This is a genomic window from Micromonospora tarapacensis, assembly GCF_019697375.1.
GTDB lineage: Bacteria > Actinomycetota > Actinomycetes > Mycobacteriales > Micromonosporaceae > Micromonospora > Micromonospora tarapacensis.
This window is the reverse complement of sequence record NZ_JAHCDI010000004.1, coordinates 3091384-3109181: the sequence shown is the minus strand read 5'-3', so window position 1 is coordinate 3109181 and position 17798 is coordinate 3091384. Positions and strand designations below refer to the sequence as shown.

The window sequence follows — 17798 nt, the reverse complement described above, 5'->3', positions numbered from 1 at the left end:
CGACAATCCGCTGACCACCGAGGTCTCCGACTCCTACCTGGAGTACGCCTTCTCGGTCATCCACTCCCGCGCCCTGCCCGACGCCCGCGACGGCCTCAAGCCGGTGCACCGGCGCATCCTCTGGTCGATGTACGAGCAGGGCCACCGCCCGGACCGGGCACACGTCAAGTCCGCCCGCATCGTCGGGGACGCGATGGGCAAGTACCATCCGCACGGCGACGGCGCGATCTACGACGCGATGGTCCGGATGGCGCAGGACTTCTCACTCAACGCGCCTCTTGTCGACGGGCATGGAAACTTCGGGAGCCCGGACGATGGGCCGGCGGCGGCGCGCTACTGCGTGACGGGCGATACCCGGATTCGCCTGGCCGACGGTTCGAGTCCGCAAATCCAGGAACTGGTCGTTCTCGCCCCTGACAGCGAGGCTGATGTCGATATTGATGTGCTCGACAAGGACGGAAAGGCCGTCCGTGCGAGCAAGGTCTTCAATTCGGGCGTCCACCCCACCATCCAGATCCGTACGGAGGCCGGGTTTTCGCTCCGGGGTAGCGAGAATCATCTGGTCCTGTGCCTGGACGCCCCGCTCGGCGTGCCGGTGTTCCAGTGGCGACGTCTCGATGAGGTTGCGCCTGGCACGGTGGTTTGCGTCGCGCGGAACGCCTGGTACCAGGCAACCCCTACGGCCAGGGAGTACATGCTGGGCGTTCTCGGAGGTGCCTGGGTCTCCGAGGGGTTTGCAAGTGAGTCGCGAGCGGGCTTCAACAATACGGACGAACACTTCTTCGGCGAGGTTCTGCATGCCTATGACCAGGTGGTAGGCGGGCGGCGTTACGTCAGTGAGCGGCAGACCCGGCGCGATCGCAAGCGCATTCAAGAATTGGATGTCCAGGAGTACGCCGGAGGTATGGCCGCGTTCCGTGCCAGCCCGCTAGCGGAACTCATCGGTCACCAGGCCCGGGACAAGTCCGTCCCACAGTTTGTCTGGACCGGCGGCTGGGGTGTGAAGCGTGCCTTCCTGATGGCACTGTTCGAGGGCGACGGCGGCGTCCGGGTGGCAAACGACAGCTTCACCATCCAGTACACGAGCTACAGCGAACGCCTTACTCGGGACGTTCAGGAGTTGTTGGCGGAGTTCGGTGTTGTCGCCTGCTGGCGGCAGTACACGCGCCCCAGTGGCTCGGTGGAGCACCGGCTGGTCATCTCGGGGATGCGCAACATCAGCGCGTTCGCGAACCGGGTCGGATTTCTCCGCACGAAACAGGCGGTACTGCACAGGGTGCTGAGGCGCTCTCCATTGCGTCCCCATCGACTCAGTCAAGACCGCGTTCCGTTCGTGGCCGAGTATGTTCGCAGCGCGCTCGCCTTCGACAAGCGGGGCTCGGGCTGGAAGTGGCTGACTCGGCACAACTTTGACCGCGTGGAGCGGTGGGAAACGGAGCGGCTCCGCATCATCGACCGGATCAAGGACCTCGAGGTCCTTGCGACGATCCTGCCGGTGATGGACTCGGGATACCGCTTCGAGCGGATTGCAGAGGTTACTACGTGCGAGCCTGCCGAGGTCTACTCGATCAGGGTCGACACCGAGGACCATTCCTTCCTCGCAGGTGGTTTCGTCAACCACAACACCGAGGCTCGGATGTCGCGGGAGGCGATGCTGCTCGTCGGCGAGCTGGGCGAGGACACCGTCGACGTCGAGCCCAACTACGACGGCTCACTGACCCAGCCCACCGTGCTGCCGGCGGCCTTCCCGAACCTGCTGGTCAACGGCACCTCCGGGATCGCGGTCGGGATGGCCACCAACATGATTCCGCACAACCTGGGCGAGGTCGTCTCGGCGGCGCGCTGGCTGATCCGGCACCCGACCGCGACCCTCGACAAGCTGATGGAGTTCGTGCCCGGCCCCGACCTGCCCACCGGCGGTCTGCTGCTCGGTCTCGACGAGGTGCGCCGGGCCTACGAGACCGGCCGTGGCGTGGTGCGGATGCGCGGCAAGGTGGAGATCGGCCCGCTGGAGGGCAGCCGCGGCCGGCAGGCCATCACCGTGGTCGAGCTGCCGTACGGCGTCGGCGCGGAAAAGGTCATCGCGGCCATCACCAACGAGGTCACCAAGACCAAGCGGCTGACCGGGATCGCCGACGTCAAGGACCTCACCGACCGGGAGAGCGGCACCCGGCTGGTCATCGAGTGCAAGGTCGGGGTGAATCCGCAGGCGCTGCTCGCCGACCTGTACCGCCTCACGCCCCTGGAGCAGTCCTTCGGTGTCAACAACCTGGTGCTGGTCGAGGGGCAGCCGCGCACCCTTGGGCTCAAGGAGCTGCTGGAGGTGTTCCTGGCCCACCGCTACGAGGTGGTGACCCGGCGCAGCGCGTACCGCAAGCGCAAGCGGGAGGAGCGGCTGCACCTGGTCGACGGCCTGCTGATCGCCCTGCTCGACATCGACAAGGTGGTCAGGCTGATCCGGGCCAGCGAGGACGCCCAGGCGGCCAGGAGTGGCCTGGTGCGCCAGTTCAAGCTCTCCGAGATCCAGGCGAACTACATCCTGGACACGCCACTGCGCCGGTTGACGAAGTTCGACCGGCTGGAGCTGGAGGCCGAGCAACAGAAGCTGCGTGCCGAGATCGCCGAGTTGTCGACCATCCTCGACGACGAGAACGTGCTGAAGAAGGTCGTCTCCGACGAGCTGGCCGCCGTGGTCAAGCAGTTCGCCGCGCCCCGGCGGACCACCCTGGTCGACGGCGACCTCAAGGAGGTGCTGGCCGCGTCCGCGCCGGCCGGGCCGCTGGAGGTGGCCGACGACCCCTGCCAGGTGATCCTGTCGGCCACCGGGCTGGTGGCCCGCACCGCGGCCGAGTCGGAGGAGGCGGCCGAGGGGCGTCGCCGGCACGGTCGGGTCAAGCACGACGCGGTACGCGCCGTGGTGCACTCCACCGCCCGGGGCCGGGTGCTGCTGGTGACCAGTGCCGGCCGGGCGTTCAAGGTGGACGTGCTGCCGCTGCCGGTGCTGCCCGAGCAGGCCGGCACGGTGTCGCTGCGCGGCGGGATGTCCGCGGCGGAGCTGGTGCCGCTGGAGCCGGGGGAGACGGTGGTGGGCCTTGCCCCGCTCGACTCGTCCGCCGAGGGCTCACCCGGTCTTGCGCTGGGCACCCGGCAGGGTGTGGTGAAGGTGTCCGCCCCCGACTGGCCGGTGCGCTCCGACGAGTTCGAGGTGATCGGGCTGCGTGACGGTGACGAGGTGGTCGGTGCGACCTGGCTGACCGACGGCAGCGAGACGCTGGCCTTCCTGACCAGCGCCGCGGCGCTGTTGCGCTTCCCCGCCGGGACGATCCGTCCGCAGGGGCTCAAGGGTGGCGGGATGGCCGGGGTCGCCCTGCCGGCCGGTGCGCAGGTGGTGTTCTTCGGTGCGGTCCGCACCGACGACCCGGAGCACGGCGAGCCGATGGTGGTCACCTCGACGGGCGCGACGGTGAAGGTGACGCCGCTGGCGGCGTACCCGGTGAAGGGGAGGGCGACCGGCGGGGTGCGTGCGCAGCGGTTCCTCAGGGGGGAGACCGACGTGGTCGTCGCCTGGGTCGGTCCCCGCCCGGTGGGGTCCACCGTCAACGGTGAGCCGGTGGAGCTGCCGGCGGCCGACCCGCGCCGCGACGGCTCGGGCTTCGCCGTCATGCTCGGCCCCACCGTCGTAGGCCACCAGATCGACCGCAACTGACCCCCGGCGACCCACCCGTTGATCATGAAGTTGGCGGGGGTTTCAGAGATCGAAGTGCCCGCCAACTTCAAGATCACTCAGCTGGGGAGTCGGTTCGGGTTCAGGCGACGCCGGGGGGGCGGAACTGGACGCTGACTCGGGGGGCGACGGGGCGGGTGGTCTTGGGCACGGCATGCTCCCAGGTGCGCTGGCAGGAGCCGCCCATCACCACCAGGTCGCCGTGGCCCAGCGGGAAGCGCAGGCTGGCGCCGCCGCCGCGCGGGCGCAGTAGCAGGTGGCGGGGCGAGCCGAAGGAGACGATGGCGACCATCGTGTCGGTGTGCGCCGAGCGGCCCTGGGTGTCGCCGTGCCAGGCGACGCTGTCCCGGCCGTCGCGGTAGAGGCACATGCCGGCGGTGACGAACGGCTCGCCCAACTCGCCGGCGTAGTGCCGGGTCAGGGTCTCCCGGGCGGCCAGCAGCACCGGGTGCGGCAGTGGCCGGCCGGCACCGTACCAACAGAGCAGCCGGGGCACGTCGACCTCGGCGTCGTACATGGTGCGTCGTTCGGCGTGCCAGGGCACCTCCCGCAGCAGCACGTCGAGCACCTGGTCGGAGCCGTGCACCCAGCCGGGCAGGTGGTCGACCCAGGCGCCCCGGCTCAGCGGGTGACGGCGCAGCGCACCGGACAGCGACCCGAGGGCGGGTGCGGCGTCGGTGACCTCCAGCATCGACGGCTGGTACGCGGCCTGCGACATGAGGTCACCCTAGCAGGCGATTAGCACACCTGTATGACCCGCTGGCCTGGACCGATCCCGCCCTGCCGGATCGCCGCCTGGACCTCGCCGCGCCACCGCCGACGTTCCTGGACACCGCACTAGATCGGACTCGGAACCGTTCGACGTGGGCGGGTGAGCGCGTCGAGCACCGCGTCGACCACCCGCTCCCGTCCGCGTCCGTCGACCGCCGCCCACGCCCGCGCGGACAGCGCCGCCCGAGCCTGCGCGGACAGCGCCGCCTGCTGACCCCGCTGGCCAGCAGCCCGTCGAGGGTTCGGGCGGCGGCGCTCCGGGCGGTCGCACCCGCCGGAGGGTCGGCGGCCAGCGCCGGCAGTTCGCCGAGCCCGGCGGCCAGTCCCGCCGCCACCACCCGCTGGTACGACTCGCGTTGGTTGTCCACCACGCAGACCAGCGCCGACGGTGCGCCCAGGCAGCACAGTTCCCAGGTCGAGGTGCCGGCCGCGCTGACCACCAGGTCGGCCGCGGAGATCAGGGCGGGCAGCGCGCCGGTCGGCGGCACCGGGCGCAGCGACTGCCCCGGCCCCGGCGTCAGCCGGGCCAGCCGCGCGGCCACCTCGGGCCGGCCGACGACGACGGTGAGTTCCATCGGCCGGCCGGTCGACAGCAGCACCTCGGTCAGCACCGGCGCCGCGCCGGCCGCGTCGGTGCCGCCGAAGAAGGCCAGCACCGAGGGCCGGTCCAGCTCCACCGCGGGGCGGGCGGTCGCCGGCCGGGCGGCGAGCACCGTGTCGCGCAGCAGGGCGTACCCGCTGCCGGCGAGCAGCCGCCCCGTCGGCACGGCCAGGTCGGTGCCAAAGTTCTGGTCGAGGTACAGGTCGGCGTCCTGGCCGCGGGTGTCGCCGTCGACGATCGCCAGGGTCACCACGCCGGCGGCCCGCAGCGCGCCCGCCCCGGCGGCGTCCAGCTCGTACGAGTCGAGGACCAGCACGTCCAGGCGGTGCCGGCGGGCCGCCTCGACCAGCCCACCGGGGGTGTCCGGGCCCGGGTGCAGCGGGATGCCCCGGGCGGCGAGTTGGCCGGTCGCCCAGTCGACGCCGTCGACGCTGCCGAACACCTCGACGCTGGCACCCCGGGCCTGGAACTCCTCGCCGAGGGCGAGACAGCGGACCAGGTGCCCGACGCCGCGTAGCGGCCCGGCGTCGCAGCGCAGTCCGACGCGGACGGTGCTCAGCACTCCTCCAACTGCTTCTGCCGCACCTCGGCGTTGAGCGAACGCAGCTCCGGCTGCCCGTCGAGCCAGTCGGCGAGCTTGGCCAGGGGCACGCTGACGTCGCCGAAGTGGTCGGCGACCGTGCGGACCAGGTCCCAGTCCCGGGCGGTGTCCAGGGTGAGCCGCAGCTGCGAGCGGTCCGGCGTCAGCGTCACGCCGAGCACCCGGAACAGCTCCGGATGGGCGTACGCGTACGAGGTGACGTGCACCCGGTGGTGGTCGGTGGCGAGCCGGTCGACGGTGCGCAGCGCGTCGGCACGGATGATCTCGACGTCCAGCCCGCGCGGCAGCGTACGGGCGATCGAGGTGCTGGCGTAGTCCAGCCCGGGTACGCCGCGGTACACCGAGGCGACCAGCGTGACGATCTCCGGGTCCAGCAGCGGGCAGTCGGCCGTGAACCGCATGACCGCGTCCCCCGGGTGGGTGTCGAGAGCGCCGACGAAGCGGGTCAGCACATCGTCGACCGGGCCGCGGTGCCAGGCGACGCCGAGCCGGTCGCACTCGGCGACGACCGCGTCGTCGTCGGGGTCGGTGCTGGTCGCCACCACCAGGTCGGCGAGCACCCCGCTGTCCTCGGCGGCCCGGACCACCCGGCCGAGTACGCTGCGTCCGGCCAGTGGCCGCAGCACCTTGCCGGGCAGCCGGGACGAACCCATCCGGGCCTGCACGATGCCGACAATCCGTTCGGTCACTTCTGCTCCCGCCTCGTCTGCTCCTGCTGCTGGGTGATGGCCGCGCGGGCCCGGCGCTTGGCGGCCCGGGCACCCCGCCGGGCCATCCGTGCCGGGATGATGGCCAGCCGGCCGACCTTGTAGGTCAGTGAACCGCTGAGCAGGCTGATCTTCGCCTCGGCCCGGCGCAGCGCGCGTTCGCGCGAGGTGAGCAGGTCCTCGGTCCACTTCAGCAGTGCGGCCAGCCGGGTGTGCTCCTCCTGTTGGCGCAGCCACGCCTCGCGCAGTTGCTGGTAGCTGCGCGGGCCGGGCGGCGGGTCGGTGGGGGTGACCGCACGCAGCTCGGCGGCCAGGTCGACCTGCCCTTCGGCGTCCAGCCCGCGCATCGCGGCGCGGACCGCCGCCTCCGTCTCCACCGCCGCGTCGACGACGGTCCGGTCGAAGTCCCGGCCGGCGACGCCGCCGAGCACCACGGTCAGCCCCGCCACGTCCAGGGTGGAGGTCCACGGGTGGGCGTACCCGCCGGTGAGCAGCTCGGTGGAGAAGCGCCACAGGGTCCGGGCCAGCACCACGTCGACCGGCAACGGTGCGTCGGACCGCCAGCTCGGGTCGAGCACCGCGTAGCGGTCGCCGGTGACGACCAGGTTGTCCGCCCCGGCCAGCGCCACCGTGCCGGCGAGCCGGCCCTGCTCGGCCTGGCCGGAGAGCCAGTCGGCGTACCCGCGCAGCAGGCGGCGCAGCTGGGCGGTGTCGCGGCGCAGACAACCGTCGAGCAGCACACTGCGCAGCAGACGCCCGTCGGGCACCGGCCCGTCGGGCGCCTCCGGGTCGCGGTGGACGGCCTCCCCGCCGGCGTACGGCGTCGGCTCCGCCCCGCCCGGACCAACCCGGTCGGTCCGGCGCCAGGACCAGCCCTGCGGCCCGTCCAACACCTCGACCACGCCGCCGCCCGACGCGCCGCGGTGCACCAGCGCCACCGGCAGCCCTCCGGCCCGCCCACCGGCGGGCCGTCCGGCTCGTCGAAGCCGGGAAACGCGCTGTCCGGATCGCCGCTCGCCCGGCGGGCGTGCACCAGCCAGGACGGGGCCAGTTCGGCCGCGCGGCCGGCGTGCAGCGCGTCCACGGCCAGCCGGGCCGGGTCGGCGAGCACGAACCGGCCGGTGTACCCCTGGACGCAGGCGTCGTGCAGCACCGCGTCGAACAGCCCGGCGGTGGTCCGCCGGGACAACGGGTCGACCGAGAGCAACGCGGTGGTCAGGTCGGGGCGCGGGTATGCGGCGTAGCAGGTGCCGGGTGGCATCCCGGCGGCGGTCAGCCGGCGGCGCAGCTGGTCCAGGTTCGCCGGGCGGGCGGTGTCGAGCACCCCGCCGATCGTCCACTCGGCGTCGTCCCGACCGGCGTACCAGCCGGACGCGGCGACCAGCCGGTGCACGCCGAGCGGGTTGTCCAGGCGCAGCAGCAGGTCGCCGCCGGGCCGCACGGCCGCCACCAGGCGGGCCAGCAGCCCGTCCCAGCCCAGCCGCTCGCCCTCGACCGACTCGACGGCGTCCAGCCCCGCACCGGCGATCACCACGTCGTACTCCTCGCCGGCCGGCAGGCCGTGCGGGCCGGCCACCAGCACCCGGTCCACCTGGCCGGCGAGGGCCGCGGCGTCCGGGTAGCCGCGGAGCAGGCAGGTGAGCCGGGCGTGGGCCAGCGCGTCGAGCAGCGCCGGGTCGTGCGGCCCGGCCAGCAGCACCCGGGCGCCGGCCGGCACCAGCCGCGCCGCCAGCGCCGCGAGCGGCTCGTTGCCGGCCCCGTCCCGCTGGTCGGACCAGGCCAGCATCTCACCGCCGGGCAGCACCACCGCCGGTGCCGTCTCCGTTGTCACGTCGTCTCCTCCTGCGGGTGCGCCCAACCTAGCAACTCCCGCAGCGCGGCCGGCGGGTGGCGCTGGTCCGTGCCCAGCTCGGCGCGGGCGATCTCGACGGCGGTCGGCAGATGCACCTGCTCGCCGTGCAGTTCCGGCCACTGCCGGCGGATCCGGGCGGTGCCGCCGAAGGTCGGATCCTCGTCGGCCAGCACCATCGGGTCGCCGTACACGGCCGGCTCGCAGCCGGCGGCGATGCCGTAGAAGATGGCACTGGTCAGCCGGTTCGAGGCGACCCGGGCGTGCCGGCGCAGCTCGGCGAGCTGGCGATCCAGGAACGCCGGATCGGTGTCGGTCCACCAGTGGCCGCGGTAACCGTGGCAGACGACCCGGAAGCCGGCGTTCTCGTAGAGCCGGCGCACCCGGCGCATCCGGTGCTCGTGCCAGTAGAGGCAGACGGTGACCGGGCCGGGTTCGGTGTCCCGGATCCGGGCGATCAGCTCCTTGTGGTCGCCCCGGACGTGCTGACCCTCCCAACCGTGGAACGGGTACCAGATGGTGCCCGTCCGCTCGGGCTCCTCCGGTCGCGGCTGCCCGGCCATGGCCAGCAGGTAGACGAAGGGCGCCCCGATCACCGTCACGTTGCGCCGCCCGACCGACCAGGCCCGCCGTCGGGTCTGCTCCGACCACAGCAGACTCGGCGTGCGCTCGGCGTACGGATGCCCGGGGGCGAGACCGTCGCCGATGTTCCAGCCGTGCTGGACGTACCCGTTGATCCGGGGCGGGTGCCCGTCGCCCAGCCCGGCGTAGCGGGCCAGCACGTGGGCGTGGCCGTAGAAGTGGTTCGCGTGGTGCACCGGCGTCCCCTCAGGCGGCGGAGCGTACCGAGGCGCCGCGCAGGGCCGCGGCCAGCGCGTCGATGACGCGGTCCTGGTCGGCGTCGCGCAGCCCAGGGTAGAGCGGCAGCGACAGCTGCTGGGCGTAGAAGGCCTCCGACACGGGGCAGCTGCCGCGCCGGTAGCCGAGGTCGGCGAAGGCCGGATGCCAGTGTGCGGGGACGTAGTTGACCTGGACGCCGATGCCGGCGGCACGCATCCGGTCGTAGATCTCGCGGCGACGGCCGTCGAGCACCCGGATCGGGTACAGGTGCCAGGCCGGGGTGGCCCAGTCCCGCCGGCCCGGGGTGAGCACGCCAGGAAGCTCGGCGAGGGCCGCGTCGTAGCGGGCCACCAGCTCGGCCCGGCGGGCGAGGAAGTCGCCGAGACGGCGCAGCTGGCTGCGGCCGAGCGCGCAGAGCACGTCGGGTAGCCGGTAGTTCAGCCCGAACTCGTGGACCTCCTGGTGCCAGCCGCCCTCGTCCGGCCAGCGCATCTCGTCGCGCTCCCGGACCAACCCGATGTTGCGGAACCGGCGGGCCCGCTTGAGCAGCTCAGGGTCCGTCGTGGCGACCGCGCCGCCCTCGGCGGTGGTCAGGTTCTTGGTGGGGAAGAAGGAGAACGTGGTCAGGTCGGCCAGCGTGCCGACCGGCCGGCCCCGGTAGCCGCCTCCGATCGAGTGGGCGGCGTCGGCGAGCAGCAGCGCACCGCTGCCGTCGAGCGCGGTGCGCAGCGCGTCGTAGTCGGCCGGGTGACCGGCATAGTCCACCGCGGCGACGACCTTCGTCCGCTCGGTGGTCGCCGCGGCCACCGCGGCCGGGTCGAGGGTGAAGGTCTCCTCCGCCACGTCGGCGAAGACGACCCGCGCGCCGAGCGCCACCGCACTGCTCGCGGTGGCGACGAACGTCATCGGCGGCACGATGACCTCGTCGCCGGGGCCGATGCCGGCCGCCGCATAGGCCACGTGCAGCGCCGCCGTGCCGTTGGAGACCGTGGCCACCCCGGCGCCGCCAGCCCAGGCCGAGATGTCCGCCTCGAAGGCGGCGACCTCCGGGCCGGTGGTGAGCCAGTCGCTGCGCAGGGCGGCGACCACGGCGGCAACGTCGTCGTCGGTCACCGACTGCCGGCCGTACGGAAGGAACGACGTCATGCCGTGATGCCGAGCATCTCGCGCAACTGCGGCACGGTGAGCCACTCGTCGTTGGTGTCCGACTGGTACGCGAAGCCGTCCGGCACCGGCTCGCAGCCGACCGGCGGCTGGTAGCCCCAGGTGGCGATGGTCGGCTGCACGATGAACCGGTCCTTGGCGATCAGCGTCCGCCGGCTGTCGTCCGGGGCGATCATCTCCTCGTGCAGCTTCTCGCCCGGCCGGATCCCGATCTCGTGGGTGGTGGCGGCCGGGGCGACCGCCTCGACCAGGTCGAGGATGCGCATGCTGGGGATCCGCGGCACGAACAGCTCGCCGCCCTGCATCTGGTCGAACGAGTCGATGACGAACTGCACGGCCTGGTCGAGGGTGATCCAGAAGCGGGTCATCCGCTTGTCCGTGATCGGCAGGCTCTTGCCCTCGCTGGCGAGCCGGCGGAACAGCGGCACCACCGAACCACGGCTGCCGACCACGTTGCCGTAACGCACCACGGCGAACCGGGTCGGGTGCTGCGCGGCGTAGTGGTTCGCCGAGATGAACAGCTTGTCGCCGACCAGCTTCGTGGCGCCGTACAGGTTGATCGGGCTGGACGCCTTGTCGGTGGAGAGGGCGACGACCTTCTTCACCCCGGCCTCGATCGCCGCGTCGACCACGTGCTGCGAACCGGTGATGTTGGTGGCGATGAACTCCGAGGGGTTGTACTCGGCGGTGTCGACCTGCTTGAGGGCGGCGGCGTGCACGACGTGGTCGACCCCGTGCATGGCCCGGGTCAGCCGGTGCCGGTCCCGGACGTCGCCGATGAACCAGCGCAGCCGGGGGTCGTCGCCGAGCTGCTGGCGCAACTCGTACTGCTTGAGCTCGTCACGGGAGAAGACCACCACCCGGGCCGGATCGGTCTCGGCGAGGAGGTGCCGCAGGAAGGTCCTGCCGAAGGAACCCGTTCCCCCGGTGATGAGGATGGACGATCCGTTCAGCTCGCTCAATGTGGTGCTCCCGTGTTCGTCGGTGATCCGGCGAGGCTCGGCCGGCAGGCCGGGTGGGAACGCTAGACCCGGCGGGTTAACAGACCTATTCAATATGGTTAACCAGGGTCTGTCGAACGGTGAATGGCCGGCACCTGGACGGCGAACACCTCACCCCTCTCCGGCGTGCCTACCAGGCGGCTCTGACCAGGCCGCTAGGGTGTCGACCCGGACCGGGCGGGGCAGCATGACAACCCAAGGGACGGCGCCCGCCCCGGTCCCGTCAGGGAGGAACGATGACCGTCGACGCCGAGGCGATCCGGGTCGCCGCCGCCGCGGCGCCGCCGCGCCGCCGCCCGGTGCTGCCACTGGTGCCGCTGCTGCTGGTGCTCGGCTGGCTGCTCGGCGTGGCGTGGCGGGTCTGGCTGGCGCGCAACGCCAGCATGCCGTTCGCGCACACCGACGAGGACGGCTACCTGAACACCGCCCGCGCACTGGCCGGCGGTCCCGGTGGGTTCAGCAGCGAGAACGAGACGCTGCGCCGGATAGGCTACCCGCTGCTGATCGCGCCGGCCTTCCTGCTCGACCGGGAGTTCGTCGACACCTACCTGCTCGTACGGCTGATCAACGCGGCGTTGAACGCGACGCTCCTGCCGCTGGGATATCTGCTCGGCCGCCGGTTGCTGGGCCTGCGGCGCCCGCCGCGCTGGCGGCGGCTGCCGGGGCGGCGGCGGTGCCGGCGGCGGTGTTCCACTCCACCACGGCCATGACCGACGCGGTGCTCGCCCCCCTGCTGCTGGCCTGGCTGCTGGCGGTGCACCGACTGGTCGAGCGCCCCGGCCCGGCCGCCGCGGCGCTGGGCGGTGTGCTCGCCGGCGCCGGTCACCTGGTGCACTCGCGTGGGGTGGTGCTCGTCGCCGGGTACGCCGGACTGGTGCTGGCGCTGGTCGCCCGTCGCCGGCTCGGCCCGGCCGGGATGCTCGCGGCGACGCTGCCGGTGCTGGCCGCCGCCGTGGGCAACGAGGTCGGGGTGCGGCTGCTCGGCGACGCGGTCCACCTGCTCGGCAGTCCGGCCGACGGGAACGCCCTGCGGGCCGTCACCTCCGGCTCGGGGTTGGCGCAGGTGCTGGCGTCCGCCGGCACGCAGTTGTGGTATCTCATGGTCGTCACGTTCGGGCTGGCCGGGCTGGCCGGCGTCGACGCCCTGACGCGGCTGTTCCGCCGGGGCGACGCACCCGCCCGCTGGACGTTCGGGGTGGCGCTGGTGACCACCGTCGGGATCGCCGTCGGAGCGGAGGTCGTCCTCGCGGGCGTCCCGGACCGGGTGCCGGACGCCATCTACGCCCGGTACGTGCAGATGCTCGCCCCGTTCTGGCTGCTGGTCGGCATCGGGCTGCTGTTCGGCACGGCGTACCGGACGTTGCTGCGCCGGGCCGCCGTCACGGTGCTGCTGCTCGCCGCCGGTGGCGCGTTGATCCACACCCGGCTGGCCCAGGCGGCGGCCGGCGGCGTGGAGCTGCGCTACGGCGACTTCAGCGCACCGGACCTGGCGGCGCTGACCGACGGTTGGCAGCGGATGCGCCCGTTGGTCGGTGCCGCGGTGGGCGTTGCCGGCTGCCTGTTGCTGGTGCTCGCGGCCCGGGGCCGGCGCACCCGGATGGCCGTTGTCGCCGCCCTCGTCGTGGTCAACGTCGCGACCATGCAGGTGATCGCGCAGCGACTGATCCGCCCGATGGCCGCCGCCGGCACCCCGCGCCCAGCGTCGCCGACCTCGGGATCCGGCCGCCGCAGCAGGTCGCCGTCGCCACCGGTGTGCCGTACCAGATCCGGTTCAACCTCGGTCACCAGGTCACCTGGACGGAGGTGCCGTGGTTCACCGACCAGCCGCCGGCCACGGCGGATGTGGTCTTCGCGCGGTGGGCGCCCGGCGAGGACGGTGACTGGGACGGCACCCGGCACGGCTTCGTCCGCCTCGGCGGCGATCCGGCGCTGAAATGGGCCGCGTGGCGCCGCGGGTGACCCGCACCGCCCGGGGTCCCGCCACGGAAACATCACGTGAACAATGCGTGGACCGAATTGGAATGGTCAGCGAACGCGACGGTTGGCGCGGTCCAGAGAAATGGGGATGACGGTGATTTCCCGGTCGTCGTGGAGCTCCCGTCGGCCGGGCCCCTCGACGAAGCGGAACCGGCGGTTCATCTGACGCACCACGGTGTTGTGGGCGAGCACCTCGCCGTCGAGCCGGTCCAGCGCCAGCACGTCGAAGGCGTAGTCGACCGCCTCTCGCATGACCTCCAGCCAGGCGGGCAGCGTCTCGCCCCGCTCGGCCAGGCCGTCGCCGTCCAGGTAGAACCCCCACGAGCCGGAACGCGGCCCGTCCAACGCCAGGTCGAAGAAGGTGACCGCACCGCTGCGCACCCCGTCGCGCAGGTAGGTCAGCACCCGACGGGTGGGGTCGACGCGCACCGCCGACCACCAGCGGCCGTGCTCCTCGGCGGTGATGACGTGACTGGTCTTGCTGACCTGTCGGTTGACTTCCTGATTACGCCAGGACAACATCAGGTTGACGTCGTCCTCGGTGGCGTCACGCAGCACGTACCACTCGCTTTCCTGTCCGTTGCCGTGGTCACCGGGCACCCTAATCACGATTCACCTGGCTGTACACTCCGCCGCATGAACGAATTGAGTCGTGTGCAGATTCGCGACCTCATGGCCCAGGTTCTCAAGAACCAGGGCAAGGTGCTGCCGGCCGACGACGCCGCGGACCTGCGGGAGGTCGGCTTCCGGTCGCTGGACTTCTCCGAGCTGGCGCTGCGGGTGGAGGACGAGACGGGGGAGGAGCTGAACTTCGACGCTCCCGGGCTGCGGCGGATCGCCACCGTCGGTGACGTGCTGGACTTCCTCGTCGAGTTGCAGCGGCAGTGAGGGTCGAGACACCCCGGCCCTCCGCCACCCAGCCGGCGGGCATCGACAACCGGATCGTCGTCGACGGCACGCCGCTGACCTGGCGTGACCTGCCGGAGCTGAGCCTGCCCGGCCCCGCCGCGGTGCTCGCCCACTCGGTCCGGTACGCGCTCGCCGCCGCCCGCCACCACGCGGTGCACGGCACCGAGTTGCTGCTCGGCACGGCCAGCCGGGTCGACGCGGCGATGCGGGACGAGCTGGGCGCGGCCGGCTTCACGGTGACCGAGGTCGGCGCCGGCACCACCGACGAGACGGCGCCGGCCCGGCCTCGTCCGGCCGAACCCGGCCGGCTGTGGCTGCTCACCTCCGGCTCCACCGGCCGCCCCAAGCGGGTCGGGCACACCCTCGAATCGCTGACCACGGTCCGCGGGCAGCAGCCCGCACGGACCTGGCTCTGCCCGTACGCCGCCGGCACGTACGCCTGGTGGCAGGTGGTGACGCTGTCGTTGACCCAGCCGGGGCAGCAGTTGGTGGTCGTCGAGCCGGCACAGCTCGACGACTGGCCGGCCCTGGCCGCCGAGCACGGCGTGGACGCCGCCTCCGGCACGCCGACCTTCTGGCGGCGGGCACTGCACCGCGATCCGGCCGGGCTCGCCCGGGTGCCACTGCGCCAGCTGACCCTCGGCGGCGAGCCGGTCGACCAGGCGATCCTGGACCGGCTGCGGGAGGTGTTCCCGGCGGCCCGGATCTCCTGGATCTACGCCTCCTCCGAGGTGGGAGCGGCCATCGTGGTGCACGACGGCAAGGCCGGATTCCCGGCCGAGTGGCTTGATCGTGCGGCGCCCGGCCGCCCCACCATCGGAGTACGCGACGGCGAGTTGGTGATCACCTCGCCGTACCACGGCGCCGGGCTGGACGGCCCGGTGCACACCGGCGACCGGGCCCAACTGGTCGGCGACCGGGTGCTGATCACCGGTCGGCTGGACTCCGACGAGATCAACGTGGGCGGCAGCAAGGCCTCCGCGGGCGTGGTCCGCGACGTGCTGACCGCCCATCCGCGGGTGGCCTGGGCGCGGGTCGCCGGCCGCCGTGCCCCGCTGCTCGGCAACATGGTCGTGGCCGAGGTGGTGCCCACGCCGGACGCCGGATCGGCGGCGACGCCGAGCGACCCGCGGCCGGAGCCGGACGAGGCGGAGCTGGTGCGCTGGTGCGCCGGTCGGCTGCCCGAGTACGCGGTGCCACGCCGGATCCGCGTGCTGACCGAGATTCCCGTCAAGGAGACCCTGAAGAGCGATGTCTGACCCCACCGCCCCCGCCGCGTCCGTCCCGCCGTCCTCCGTGGTGCTCGTCTCCGGCGGATCCCGCGGCCTGGGCCTGGCCATCGTCACCGACCTGCTCGAATCGGGCGTGAAGGTGGCCGCCTTCGCCCGTACCGTCACCCCCGAGCTGCGCAAGCTCGCCGAGGCCCAGCCGGAGCGGTGCCATGTCGGCTCGGTCGACGTCACCGACCTCGCCGCCGCGCAGGCGTTCGTCCGGGCGGCGGAGGAGCGGCTCGGCCCGATCGACGGGTTGGTGAACAACGCGGCGATCGGGCAGGACTCGCTGCACGTACACACCGCCACCGGTGACATCGCGCGGATCATCGAGACCAACCTGACCGCGCCGTTGCAGCTCACCCGGCTGACCGTACGCCGGATGCTGGGTAAGGGTCTGCGTGGCCGGATCGTCAACATCACCTCGATCTGTGCGCAGCGTGGCTTCCCCGGCCTGGTCGCGTACTCCGCCACCAAGGGCGGGATGGACGCCGCGACCCGCTCGCTGGCCCGGGAACTGGGCGGGCGGGTGCTGGTCAACGCCGTCGCGCCCGGCTTCTTCGCCTCGGAGATGTCGGCGGTGCTCGGCCCGACCCAACTGGACCAGATCGTGCGACGTACCCCGACCGGTCACCTGACCGAGCCGGAGGAGGTGGTGCCGGTGGTGCGGATGCTGCTGCGCGACCAGACGAACATCAACGGCCAGGTCATCGTGGTCGACGGTGCCGCCTCGATCTGAGGCCACTGACCGGTGGTCCCGCGTCGACGACGGCGCGGGACCACCGGTGCCCGCCCTGCTCGCCGCCGCGCGGCGACACCTGCAGGTGGCGCCGGCCGCCGAGTCGGGCGGCGCGGTGACGCGCAGCCATCTCGACGACGGGCGCTGCGTCGGCTGGTACGCCCCGCCGGTGCCGGGCTGGCGGGTCGCCATCGATGCCGAGCGTGCCGACGCACCGCTGCCCAGCGCGCTGGTCCACCGGTTCGGCGCGACCGACTTCTGGGCCCGGTGGACCCGCGCCGAGTGCCTGTCCAAACTCGCCGACGTCCCGGTGGCGGCCTGGTGGCACCGGCACGGCCTGGAGGTGCCGCCCGGCACCCCGTGGCTGTGGCGCACCCTGACCGTGGCCGACCTGGTCGTCACCGTCGCCTTCGCCACCGCCCCGCCGCGCCGCTGACGACCTCGGGCACTACCGCGGCTCGTCGGGGCGCGCGATCCCGATCGGCCGGCCGTCGTGGGTGACCCCGAGCACCGACCAGCCGCGCAGCGCCGCGAGGAACGGCAGGGACCGGGACAGCACCTCGCCGGCCAGCCCGTCACCGCCCGGCGGCCGGTCGAACGCGGTCCCCAGGTCCTCGGTCAGCCGGTCGCGCAGCCGCCGCAGGACCTCATCGGCGGTGGTGTCGCCGGCACCTGCCGCCGGCTCGCTGCTCGCCGGCAGCAGGTGCCGGCCCAGGTAGCGGCTGGCGATGGTGTCCTGGAGCCGCAGCAGGGCGTACGCCAACTCCTCCGCCCGCGGCCCGAGGCCCCGCCAGGCGTCGCAGCGGGCGGCCAGCAGCGCCGCGATCGTCGCCACGGCCATCTGCTCCAGGGCGGGCTCGATGTCGTAGTCCCGGCGGCGGGGTCGGTAGGTGAGGGCGACCAGTGGATAACGACGAACGGTGTCGTCGACCTCCCGCAGGCTCTCCGCCCAGGCCGCGCACCGCTGCCGGGTCACGTCGACCCCCTCGTCGGTCAGGCTCCGGGCGATCAGGCCCACCCCGTCGGTGCCGCGAACCTGGTCGTGAATGGTCAACGCGAACCGGTTGCGGACCGTCAGCCCGGTGATCAGCTCGATGAGATAGGTGGCCAGCGCGGCGAAGAAGGCGAAACCGAGGGCGGCGACGGTCACGGCGAACAGCTTCTGCGCCCCGGTGTCCGGGGTGATGTCGCCGAAGCCGAGCACGGTCAGCAGGCCGGTGGCGTAGTAGACGGCGTCGAGGAACCCGGCCGGACCAAACCCGGCGATCCGGTGGTAGCCGTCCAGGTGCGGCCAGACGACCAGCGCGACGCCGAGCACCAGCGGCCCGAGCCAGGCGAGGAACGTGCCGGTGACCAGGATCGGGCCCGCCCAGACCAGCGGCGTCCGGCGAGGCGTGCGGCGCCGGCCGGCGGTCAGCGACGACGCCCGCCAGACCAGGCGCCGGACCGTACGGGCGATCGGTCCCTCCGCGTCCGGGTGCAGCAGGGTGAGCCAGACATCGACCGCCACGGCGACGATCAACGCCACTCCCGCCACCACCGCCAACAAGGTCATACGCAGAGGTATACCGCGTCCGTCGGAGCCGCCGCGCCGCGCCCCGTCGCCGGAACGCAGGCGCTTCTGGTTGATAAGTTGAATTGCCC

General features: G+C 72.8%; 13 protein-coding genes and 3 pseudogenes. 7 read left to right on the top strand and 9 right to left on the bottom strand.

Annotated elements, in window-relative coordinates:
• Positions 1–10 precede the first annotated feature (10 nt).
• Positions 11–3706, top strand: a pseudogene (locus KIF24_RS35140) (DNA gyrase subunit A); the annotation flags it as partial.
• A gap of 100 nt (positions 3707–3806) precedes the next feature.
• On the opposite strand, the gene KIF24_RS20035 reads toward KIF24_RS35140, so the two are convergent.
• The 7 genes and pseudogenes from KIF24_RS20035 to pseB all read right to left on the bottom strand — a co-directional run bounded on the left by KIF24_RS20035 (position 3807) and on the right by pseB (position 11219).
• Positions 3807–4442 carry an alpha-ketoglutarate-dependent dioxygenase AlkB gene (locus tag KIF24_RS20035; protein WP_221085356.1) on the bottom strand — a complete coding sequence of 212 codons (636 nt, stop codon included), beginning with the start codon at positions 4440–4442 and terminating at the stop codon, positions 3807–3809.
• Between the two features lie 119 nt (positions 4443–4561).
• Positions 4562–5655 (bottom strand): annotated as a pseudogene (locus KIF24_RS20030) (PseG/SpsG family protein).
• Positions 5652–6386, bottom strand: a complete 735-nt coding sequence (locus KIF24_RS20025) for a cytidylyltransferase domain-containing protein (RefSeq protein ID WP_221085355.1) — start codon at positions 6384–6386, stop codon at positions 5652–5654. Before KIF24_RS20025 ends, KIF24_RS20030 begins: the two are co-directional and overlap by 4 nt.
• Positions 6383–8235: pseudogene (locus KIF24_RS20020) on the bottom strand (class I SAM-dependent methyltransferase). Before KIF24_RS20020 ends, KIF24_RS20025 begins: the two are co-directional and overlap by 4 nt.
• Positions 8232–9071, bottom strand: a complete 840-nt coding sequence (locus tag KIF24_RS20015) for a hypothetical protein (RefSeq protein WP_221085354.1) — start codon at positions 9069–9071, stop codon at positions 8232–8234. The pseudogene KIF24_RS20020 and the gene KIF24_RS20015 overlap by 4 nt, the downstream one beginning before the upstream one ends.
• A 10-nt stretch (positions 9072–9081) precedes the next feature.
• Positions 9082–10239 carry a DegT/DnrJ/EryC1/StrS family aminotransferase gene (locus KIF24_RS20010; protein ID WP_221085353.1) on the bottom strand — a complete coding sequence of 386 codons (1158 nt, stop codon included), beginning with the start codon at positions 10237–10239 and terminating at the stop codon, positions 9082–9084.
• Entirely contained in the window at positions 10236–11219 is a 984-nt protein-coding gene (gene pseB / locus KIF24_RS20005; RefSeq protein WP_221085352.1) for a UDP-N-acetylglucosamine 4,6-dehydratase (inverting), read from the bottom strand. Before pseB ends, KIF24_RS20010 begins: the two co-directional genes overlap by 4 nt.
• A 275-nt stretch (positions 11220–11494) precedes the next feature.
• On the opposite strand from pseB, the gene KIF24_RS20000 reads away from it, so the two are divergent.
• Positions 11495–11968, top strand: coding sequence for a hypothetical protein (locus tag KIF24_RS20000; protein ID WP_221085351.1), 474 nt, complete (start codon positions 11495–11497; stop codon positions 11966–11968).
• A complete protein-coding gene (locus KIF24_RS19995; RefSeq protein ID WP_221085350.1) occupies positions 11932–13191 on the top strand; it encodes a hypothetical protein in 1260 nt (419 codons plus the stop codon). The genes KIF24_RS20000 and KIF24_RS19995 overlap by 37 nt, the downstream gene beginning before the upstream one ends.
• A gap of 92 nt (positions 13192–13283) precedes the next feature.
• On the opposite strand, the gene KIF24_RS19990 is transcribed toward KIF24_RS19995, so the two are convergent.
• Positions 13284–13844, bottom strand: a complete 561-nt coding sequence (locus KIF24_RS19990; protein ID WP_331461206.1) for a GNAT family N-acetyltransferase — start codon at positions 13842–13844, stop codon at positions 13284–13286.
• Positions 13845–13871: 27 nt separating this feature from the next.
• On the opposite strand from KIF24_RS19990, the gene KIF24_RS19985 reads away from it, so the two are divergent.
• Genes KIF24_RS19985 through KIF24_RS19970 form a run of 4 tightly spaced genes read left to right on the top strand, consistent with a single transcriptional unit; the run spans position 13872 to position 16590 of the window.
• The gene (locus KIF24_RS19985; protein WP_230415776.1) at positions 13872–14123 is read left to right on the top strand and encodes an acyl carrier protein; all 252 of its coding nucleotides are present in this window, start codon (positions 13872–13874) and stop codon (positions 14121–14123) included.
• On the top strand, positions 14120–15403 hold the full coding sequence (locus KIF24_RS19980; RefSeq protein ID WP_221085349.1) for an AMP-binding protein: 1284 nt from the start codon (positions 14120–14122) through the stop codon (positions 15401–15403). Before KIF24_RS19985 ends, KIF24_RS19980 begins: the two co-directional genes overlap by 4 nt.
• Entirely contained in the window at positions 15396–16154 is a 759-nt protein-coding gene (locus tag KIF24_RS19975) for an SDR family NAD(P)-dependent oxidoreductase (protein ID WP_221085348.1), read from the top strand. Before KIF24_RS19980 ends, KIF24_RS19975 begins: the two co-directional genes overlap by 8 nt.
• Positions 16138–16590 (top strand): hypothetical protein, encoded by a 453-nt coding sequence (locus tag KIF24_RS19970; protein ID WP_331461205.1) that lies wholly within the window; start codon positions 16138–16140, stop codon positions 16588–16590. Before KIF24_RS19975 ends, KIF24_RS19970 begins: the two co-directional genes overlap by 17 nt.
• Before the next feature lie 12 nt (positions 16591–16602).
• On the opposite strand, the gene KIF24_RS19965 is transcribed toward KIF24_RS19970, so the two are convergent.
• A complete protein-coding gene (locus KIF24_RS19965) occupies positions 16603–17709 on the bottom strand; it encodes a potassium channel family protein (RefSeq protein WP_221085347.1) in 1107 nt (368 codons plus the stop codon).
• Between the last annotated feature and the right edge of the window lie 89 nt (positions 17710–17798).

Excerpts from the sequence above, each read along its gene's own strand:
- KIF24_RS20035 (WP_221085356.1), bottom strand. The coding sequence starts at position 4,442 with ATGTCGCAGGCCGCGTACCAGCCGTCGATGCTGGAGGTCACCGACGCC.
- KIF24_RS20010 (WP_221085353.1), bottom strand. The coding sequence starts at position 10,239 with ATGACGTCGTTCCTTCCGTACGGCCGGCAGTCGGTGACCGACGACGAC.
- KIF24_RS20000 (WP_221085351.1), top strand. The coding sequence starts at position 11,495 with ATGACCGTCGACGCCGAGGCGATCCGGGTCGCCGCCGCCGCGGCGCCG.
- KIF24_RS19985 (WP_230415776.1), top strand. The coding sequence starts at position 13,872 with ATGAACGAATTGAGTCGTGTGCAGATTCGCGACCTCATGGCCCAGGTT.
- KIF24_RS19975 (WP_221085348.1), top strand. The coding sequence starts at position 15,396 with ATGTCTGACCCCACCGCCCCCGCCGCGTCCGTCCCGCCGTCCTCCGTG.
- KIF24_RS19965 (WP_221085347.1), bottom strand. The coding sequence starts at position 17,709 with ATGACCTTGTTGGCGGTGGTGGCGGGAGTGGCGTTGATCGTCGCCGTG.